7 protein-coding genes and 2 pseudogenes are annotated in these 5998 nt (G+C 59.6%); 4 read left to right on the top strand and 5 right to left on the bottom strand.

Features of this window, described 5'->3' with window-relative positions:
- Window positions 1–183: 183 nt before the first annotated feature.
- Window positions 184–372, bottom strand: a pseudogene (locus C9413_RS26365) (PAS domain-containing protein); the annotation flags it as partial.
- Between the two features lie 86 nt (window positions 373–458).
- Window positions 459–896: pseudogene (locus C9413_RS26360) on the bottom strand (PAS domain-containing protein); the annotation flags it as partial.
- A 267-nt stretch (window positions 897–1163) separates the two neighbouring features.
- Here C9413_RS26360 and C9413_RS26355 point away from each other — a divergent pair.
- Together C9413_RS26355 and C9413_RS26350 are read left to right on the top strand one after the other, a co-directional pair.
- Window positions 1164–1934 (top strand): rhomboid family intramembrane serine protease, encoded by a 771-nt coding sequence (locus C9413_RS26355; RefSeq protein ID WP_039844959.1) that lies wholly within the window; start codon window positions 1164–1166, stop codon window positions 1932–1934.
- 103 nt (window positions 1935–2037) lie between these two features.
- Window positions 2038–2472 carry a CBS domain-containing protein gene (locus C9413_RS26350; RefSeq protein ID WP_039844958.1) on the top strand — a complete coding sequence of 145 codons (435 nt, stop codon included), beginning with the start codon at window positions 2038–2040 and terminating at the stop codon, window positions 2470–2472.
- Window positions 2473–2488: 16 nt separating this feature from the next.
- On the opposite strand, the gene C9413_RS26345 is transcribed toward C9413_RS26350, so the two are convergent.
- The 3 genes from C9413_RS26345 to folE all read right to left on the bottom strand — a co-directional run bounded on the left by C9413_RS26345 (window position 2489) and on the right by folE (window position 4667).
- Window positions 2489–3460, bottom strand: coding sequence for a patatin-like phospholipase family protein (locus C9413_RS26345; protein ID WP_039844957.1), 972 nt, complete (start codon window positions 3458–3460; stop codon window positions 2489–2491).
- A 116-nt stretch (window positions 3461–3576) separates the two neighbouring features.
- A complete protein-coding gene (gene hisI, locus C9413_RS26340) occupies window positions 3577–4029 on the bottom strand; it encodes a phosphoribosyl-AMP cyclohydrolase (protein WP_039844956.1) in 453 nt (150 codons plus the stop codon).
- Window positions 4030–4052: 23 nt separating this feature from the next.
- On the bottom strand, window positions 4053–4667 hold the full coding sequence (gene folE, locus C9413_RS26335; protein ID WP_039844955.1) for a GTP cyclohydrolase I FolE: 615 nt from the start codon (window positions 4665–4667) through the stop codon (window positions 4053–4055).
- Window positions 4668–4974: 307 nt separating this feature from the next.
- Between folE and C9413_RS26330 the strand changes: the two genes are divergently transcribed.
- Together C9413_RS26330 and yidD are read left to right on the top strand one after the other, a co-directional pair.
- A complete protein-coding gene (locus C9413_RS26330) occupies window positions 4975–5421 on the top strand; it encodes an iron-sulfur cluster assembly scaffold protein (RefSeq protein WP_039844954.1) in 447 nt (148 codons plus the stop codon).
- Window positions 5422–5541: 120 nt separating this feature from the next.
- Entirely contained in the window at window positions 5542–5958 is a 417-nt protein-coding gene (gene yidD, locus C9413_RS26325) for a membrane protein insertion efficiency factor YidD (RefSeq protein WP_170251112.1), read from the top strand.
- Window positions 5959–5998 lie beyond the last annotated feature (40 nt).

Genomic DNA, 5998 nt, shown 5'->3' with positions numbered 1-5998 from the left:
GTCCTGAAGGGCGCGATTACACCTTGCAGCATAGGATAAGGCTGTGCCGGAATGAGACGGTCAGCGCGGTGCCACCCCGGAAAACAATGAAGACATCATGCGGCCGAGGACCACACTAAAGCCATGCGGAGGCTCGGCGACAGCTGTGTATGGCCAGTTGCTCCCACCGCCGTTCTGCCCGGGCTTATCGCGCAGCAGGCGGCTGCGGTCGAGCGCCAGAAAATCGAGCGGCACGATTTCCAGCCAGCTTGCCGCAACCGACGGCGCAATGGCGCCGAGCAGCCGCGCGCGGCTGCCGTTTTCACAGCGCCGCGGCATGACGATGATATCGACGGCGGCCTGATGCCCCGCCGCGCTGGAGCCGGTCGCATTGAGATGCGTCGGGCGGACGTGGCCGGCCGCCCGCCAGACCTCCCTGTTGGGCGAGGGCCGCCGGCGTGAGGTGTGTAAAAGGAACGGGCGCCGAGCAGCCGCGCGCGGCTGCCGTTTTCACAGCGCAGCGGCATGACGATGATCTCGAAGGTGGCCTGATGCCCCGCCGTGCTGTAGCCGGTCGCATTGAGCAGCGTCGGGATGACGTGATGCATCGCACCCAGAAGCGTTGCCTCAATGTCATCGGCATGGCCGTCGCCGAAGAGCTCGGCAAAGCTCTCGTCACGCAGATCCCGCCCGAAGAGATCGCAGATTCTGGTGCCGGCAAGCCGGAAGGTGACGGCACCCAGTTCGTCGTTTTTCTCAAGGATGAAGAGGCTCGGCAGAAGGTGGCCAAGGCTCGACGGTTCGATCTGCGATTTCAGCGGTGCATCGCTGGCACCGCGCAGACGGTTCCAGTGATCGTAAATATCGATGATCGTCTGATGACGCACGGCACACCAACCTGTTTCATTTCGGTTCAAGTTCAAGCCCGAACGGCTGTTCTGATGCTTACCAAGCGGATTTCATGCCAACTGCGGGCAGTTAAGGTTAAGGAACGGTTTCGATTGCGGCCAGTGACATGCCGTGCCACTGTTGGGTATCGCTTCGGAAACGAAGTTCAGCACTTCACTGATCGGGCGCGGGGTCAATCTCGGGGGACGCTCGGCAAGCCGTCCGGTTTGTCCGGGCGGCTTTTTTTTTGATCTTCGCTCCTGTAAGGCTGAGACCTCAATCCGGCGAGGACGCATATGGACGATCACAGGACGGAGCCGGAAACGGTTGAGGAAATCCCGATTGAAAAGAAACGGACGCCGGTTTTCAATCTGCCCGGCATCCTTTTGGCGACACTCTGTCTGCTCGGCGCGATCTATGCGGTCCAGTCGTTCATCCTCTCCGCAAACGCAGTCGACTGGCTTTTCATCACTTTCGGCTTCATTCCGGTACGCTATGTGATCCCGTTCTCGGAGCAGGGGCTGCAATGGATCTGGTCGCCGGTGACCTATTCTCTGCTGCACGGCAGCGTGGAGCATATTCTCTTCAATGGGCTGTGGCTGATGGCTTTCGGCGCGCCGGTCGTGCGCCGCATCGGAAGCTTGCGCTATGTTATCTTCTGGATTCTTTCATCGGTCGCCTCCGCAGCGCTTCACGCCGGATTGAACTGGGGCGATCCAACCTTGCTCATCGGCGCTTCCGGTGTCGTTTCCGGGCTCATGGGGGCGGCCTGCCGTTTTGCGTTTCCGCCGGAGCGGAAGGTAACGCGTCCGGCACATCTCAATCCGCGCCTGTCGGTGGCCGAGTCCTTTCGCAGCCGCACGGTGGTGGTATTCACGCTCTTCTGGCTGATTGGAAACGGGCTGATCGCCGTCGGCATTCCACTGATCGGCGACCCGAACCAGCCGATCGCCTGGGACGCACATATCGGTGGTTTCGTTTTCGGATTCTTCCTTTTCTCGTTCTTCGACCGGAATATTCCTGCCGAGCCCGAGGTTTCGCAAGAGCCGGATATATTGCAATCTTGAGCTTTGGAGTGCACCATTCGGATTGATCCGCGTTGGGACGAACAGCCCTTCGCAGGTGCCTCTGTTCAGTTAAGTGTTTCACTTTCGACATGGGAGGTTTCGAATGTCCAACACCGTAAAAGCCATCCTCGACCTGAAGGGCCGCAACGTCGTCACGGCCGGCGCGAACACGACCGCCGGCGAAGCGGCGAAAGTGCTCAGCAGCCGCAAGATCGGTGCCGTTGTCATTGTCGGCATGGAAGGCCGTATTGCCGGGATCTTCACCGAACGCGATCTCGTCAATGCCGTAGCAAAGTTTGGCAAGGATTGCCTCGATCAGCCGGTTGTCTCGCTGATGACATCGAGGGTCTTCCGCTGCCACGAAGACACGACCGTCAACGAATTGATGGAATTGATGACCAGCCGGCGCTTCCGCCATCTGCCGGTTGAAACGAATGGAAAGCTCGTCGGCATCGTCTCAATCGGCGACGTCGTGAAGACGCGCATCGCTGAAGTCGAGCGCGAGACAGAAGAAATCAAGGCCTATATCGCGGGCTGAGGCGGGCGGCCCACCATCACGCCTGGGTGGCGAACGCTTCCTGCATCCGCCGGAGTTCGGGAAGTCGCGCTCTGGCTTCCTCGTATCCGCGCTCTATCGCTTCGCCAGCCCGGTGGAATTCCGACAGGCCGATGTCACTGAGACGCGGATGTAGCGAAATGTCCGGCGGATCGCCGGCAAGGCGCGCGCGCGAAATCCTGTCCTGGATGATGTTGAAGGCTTGTACCATCACGCCGGTCATTCCGAGGCGCGCATAGGGAGCTTCCTCCTGCTTCTGCATCTCCTGAAGCGTCAAGGTCGCATTGTGCTTGACGACTGCGGACCGGCCGAAGAGGTCGTAGTTCAGATTGACAGCCACGACGAGCTGCTGTTCGTAGCTGCGGCAAACGGAAACCGGCACCGGATTGACCAGTGCGCCGTCGACCAGAGTGCGGCTGTTGCTGCGAACTGGCTCGAAGATGCCGGGCAGGGCATAGGATGCACGCAGCGCCGTAATCAGCGAGCCGCTGGAAATCCAGACCTCGTGGCCGGTGTTCACCTCTGCAGCCACGGCGACAAAGGGGCGGTCGAGGTCTTCCACATTCAGACCTTCGAGATGCTCCTGCATGCGCTTCGTCAGGCGCATGCCGCCGAAAAGTCCGCTGCCGCCGATGGTAAGATCAAGCAGGCTGGCAATGCGGCGCATCGTCAGCGAACGGGCGAAGGCCTCGAGCTCATCCAGCTTGCCGGCAAGATAGCAACCGCCGACCAGCGCACCGATCGAGGTTCCCGCGATCATGCCAACTTCGATGCCGGCCTCGTCCATTGCGCGCAGCACGCCGATATGCGCCCAGCCGCGCGCCGCGCCGCCGCCAAGCGCCAGCGCAATCTTTGTTCTTTTAGGGGGAAGGGTGGACGTCGGAGGAGCGGTCATATCTGGAACTGTCGAGACACCGGAACCTGAACTGCCTGCTTCAGAGCTCAGACGATGCAAACTCCAGTTCAGCATGGTATGCCTCCTCCAGGCAGAAATATTTCAGTTTGTTATAGTGTCCCCGTTCCCTTTCCAAATCGTATACAGCAGCGCTATCTGTCTCAATAGCGAGCAGGTACCTGACAGGCGCGCTATTTTCCGTAGACGTCTTTCGGGTCGAAATGCCGTTCGTCATCCACGATATCGAGCATTGGTTTCCCGTCCTGGAGCGTCACCGTGCGGTAAAAGCAGGAACGGCGGCCAGTATGGCACGTCGCGTCGTGGCCCGCGACCTCTACTTTAAGCCAGATTGCATCCTGATCGCAGTCGGTACGGATTTCCTTCACCGTTTGGATGTTGCCGGAGGTTTCGCCCTTCATCCAGAGCTTGCCGCGCGACCGGCTGAAGTAATGTGCCTTGCCCGTCTGGATCGTCAGCGCCAGCGCCTGCGCGTTCATGTGCGCAACCATCAGGATCTCGCCGTCATGCACGTCGGTGACGATCGCGGTGATCAGGCCGCGATCATCGAAGCGGGGCGTGAAATCGCCGGCATCTTCCAGTTCGGATTTGTCGTCTGACGGCGCATTGAATGCAAAAGGCATCATTCGGCTCTCTTAATGGAGCCGTATCAGCGGCTCCGCACCATGGTCATGAACCGCGCCTGTTCGGCAGGCTCGGCCTTGAAGATTCCGGTAAAGGTCGTCGTCAGCGTCGTGGAACCCTGTTTCTGTACCCCGCGCATCGCCATGCACAGATGTTCGGCTTCGAGCATGACAGCAACGCCGCGCGGAGCCAGTGTATCATCGATCGCCTTGGCGATCTGTGCTGTCATGGTTTCCTGCGTCTGAAGGCGGCGGCCATAGATCTCGACGACGCGGGCGATCTTGGAAAGTCCAAGTACCTTGCCGTCAGGCATATAGGCGACATGTGCCTTGCCGATAATCGGCACCATGTGATGTTCGCAGTGCGAATAGAAGGGAATATCCTTCACGAGAACCATATCATCGTAGCCGGCGACCTCCTCGAAGGTGCGGCCCAGGACGTCTTCCGGGTCCATTTCGTAGCCGGCGAAAAGTTCGCGATAGGCTTTGGCGACACGGGTAGGGGTATCGATCAGCCCTTCGCGCGACGGATCGTCACCAGCCCAACGAAGCAGAACGCGAATTGCGTCTTCGGCCTCCTTCTGGCTGGGGCGTTCGGCGTCACGGCTGGTCTGCGGAAAATTCTTTACGATGGCGTCCATACTGCTCAAGTCTCCTGGTCCACGAACTTTTGGACCGTCTTTCGGACTCGCCACTGGTATCCCTTGTCAGGAATGTTGCACCTTTGGCAGGCTCCGGGGCTTTCGGGGCAGCTTATAGCCCGTCCGGCACGGTTTCCCAATCAAACTTACCCGAGGACCATTGCATTTTCATGGTCTTCGAACGACATACATATAGGAAGACGGCGTCTTCATGTAAGTATGCTAGCACGACACGGTGTGTTTTTTGTTTATGATACAATGACCGCCGAAATAAGCCGATCCGCGGCAATCTGGAGCGGAATTCATCATGGACGACATCTATAACAGCAAAATCCTCGAATATGCAGGCAATATTCCGTTGACAGGCAGCCTGGCCGATGCCGATGCAAGTGCACAGGCGCATTCGAAACTGTGCGGTTCCAAAGTGCGGATCTGGCTGAAGATGGACGGCGATACCGTCACCGCGTTTGCCCATGACGTCAAAGCCTGCGCGCTCGGCCAGGCATCCTCCTCGATCATGGCCCGGCACGTGATCGGCGCAACGGCCGGCGAACTCCGCAAGGCCCGCGAGGACATGCTCGCCATGCTGAAAGCGGACGGAGATGGTCCGCATGGCCGCTTCGAGGACATGCGTTATCTGCGCCCGGTCAAGGATTACAAGGCTCGCCACGCGTCCACCATGCTGACTTTCGACGCTGTCGTCGATGCGGTTGGGCAGATCGAGGCAAAGCGCGCGGAAATGGCCGAGGCGTGAACATTGAGCGCTCAGCTATGTGACACCCCCCTCTGTCATTTTGTGACATCTTCCCCAGAAAGGGGAAGATCGGGATCGTGCGGCACTGCCGGCGCCTCCTCAAGACGCGGAGGTTAGGTCATGTGCGAGTTTTGCCCACTTCAGCAGGACGACGACGAAGATCTGCCGAAACGCAGGGTGTCCCGGATGATCTCGCCGGAAATATCGCGAAGTGACAGAGGGGGGTATTCCGGGCCGGTGGCCAGATATTCCCGAAACTATACAGGCCCTTTCCGCAAGACCCCGGACCGGCTGTTCGGCATGGGATTGATCCGGCTTTATCAACTGACCTTATCCGGGTTTATCGGCAACTCATGCAGGCATATTCCGACGTGCTCCGAATATGGCTACGAGGCGATCGCACGCCACGGCCTGTGGGCCGGCGTGTGGATGACGCTCTTTCGTGTCGGGCGCTGCGGGCCGGGCGGAACGAGGGGGCTCGATCCCGTGCCTGAAGGGCTGGGGCAGCGCTTCCATGGGGGGACGCCGTGGCGCTAGTTTGCGGTCGGACGGGAAGCGGGCGGACGGCAAACGCATG

Origin of the sequence: Rhizobium sp. SEMIA 4085 (assembly GCF_013004495.1) — a bacterium.
Taxonomy (GTDB): domain Bacteria; phylum Pseudomonadota; class Alphaproteobacteria; order Rhizobiales; family Rhizobiaceae; genus Rhizobium; species Rhizobium gallicum.
This window is presented reverse-complemented; position numbering and strand designations above follow the sequence as displayed.